Raw genomic sequence first — 1,723 nt, 5'->3', positions numbered from 1 at the left:
TATTTGGTATTTAAAATAAATTTTTATTAAAAAATTATCTCTTCCTACAGCATCAGGAAAATATTTATATATATTTTTACTTTCAATAACATTGATATAAACATTTAGTTTTTCTTGTAATTTAAATAAATGAGATTCATAAGGGAGATCCCAAGTTAAATGATCAGTTAATCCTAATTCAACTAAATTTTTATTATTTTTAGGAATTCCAATCATATCTAATTTATTTATTTCTTCTATAGACATACTATTAATTACCTTTTAGTTATCAGGTCTAACTACCTCTACTTTTGTTGGAGGTATTTTGGTTCCCCCTTCAAATCCAGGTTTACCATCACCAATAATTGTACCCCCATTTTTTTCCAAGTCTGGGAAACCAACTTTTTGATTAGGTGTTAATGTGGCTTTATCAGAGCTTTTACATTCTATACATGTAATATTACCATTTTTGTCTTTACCAATCATATCTAATCTTATTTTAGTACCATTTTCGGTTTCAAGTGTTACTTCTCTTGCAGATTTTTCTTGAGTTGAGCTAAATTCATCATATTTAGTTTGCTCATACTGTTTACCTTGCTGGTAATTTTGTTGAACTTGGGAACTAGTATTTGTATTTGGCGAGGGAACTTTTGTTTTTGCACCATTTTCAAAAGTATAATAAGCGCCGTTATTAGTATATATTGGGTTACCGGCTGCATCAACTTTACCTGTATTGGTATAAACACCGCCTCTAGGCCCTACGACATTGGTTCCTTGTGGTGTATAACCGTTAGGGAGTGTCGTCCCCTTTCCAGCGTTTAACAACTTACTACCATTAAAAACTCTATTTAAAGCGGGAAGAGTAATATTTCCTGAAATACCATGAACAATTATCATTGTTCCAATTGTTCTTCCAGCCATATTTCTGGCGTCTTCTTCATCATAACCAAAACGTTTATAACTTTCTACATAACCTTCATAGATCATCCGCAATTGATTTGCTTCAGAAGAATTTGATGTACCTTCTAATAAATGCTTTATTTCTAAATAGCCTGCTTGATATTCTAATTGGTTGTAATAATAATTAACATACGTTTTTAGTGCATCATAGGCCTTTTGACGCTCAATACTGCATGCTTCACTATTTACGTCAACACAAGCTTTTAATAATGCTTCTGTCGATTCTTCATTTTTAATTTGAAGCTTCATTAACTTTTGCTTTTCTTCTTCAGTTAATTTACCTTCTCCTTCTCTATATTCAAGACCCACTTTATCTTGATGATCTGAAGAGTTTAAATAATTATTCTCAACCGCATTTTTACCACCAGCAATAGCGGTATTAATATCCTGAGCATCACCACCTAATGCGGCAATAGTCAGACCGGTGGCCAGTTGGGCGAGTGCGCTGACTTGTTGTTTTTCATCCTGATTTAATTCATCTATACTTTTATTCGGATAAAGAATACTGGCAATGACTTCTGCACCTCGCTCACTGACCGCTGCACCAACTCCGCCAACAACAGCTGAGTTACCTTGTAGCTCGGCAACCACGGCCCCAAGGATGGCATGACTGATAGTGTTAGCGACCTTATTGTCACCGGTTTGCTGCTTGATTATCGTGGCCAGTTTTGGTGCCAATGCACCAGCTACCGCACCGGTCATGTCGCCGGTGATTAAGCCATTGATGATATTAATCGCCATGTCGATGCCTTGACGGGTATTACTTCCCATCGCTGACATGCCT

Annotated in this window: 2 protein-coding genes; both read right to left on the bottom strand. The window is 35.7% G+C overall.

The features are described 5' to 3' along the window. A partial coding sequence (locus A9G03_RS00210) for a DUF6572 domain-containing protein (RefSeq protein WP_065798079.1) occupies window positions 1-246 on the bottom strand: 246 nt, incomplete at its 3' end. Window positions 247-261: 15 nt separating this feature from the next. Next, window positions 262-1,723 (bottom strand): VENN motif pre-toxin domain-containing protein (locus tag A9G03_RS00205; RefSeq protein ID WP_179854726.1); only part of this gene is annotated, 1,462 nt, incomplete at its 5' end.

This window comes from Gilliamella sp. wkB171, from assembly GCF_001693755.1.
Lineage (GTDB): Bacteria > Pseudomonadota > Gammaproteobacteria > Enterobacterales > Orbaceae > Gilliamella > Gilliamella apicola_F.
The sequence above is the reverse complement of the archived record's forward strand: the minus strand, read 5'-3'. Positions and strand labels throughout refer to the sequence as shown.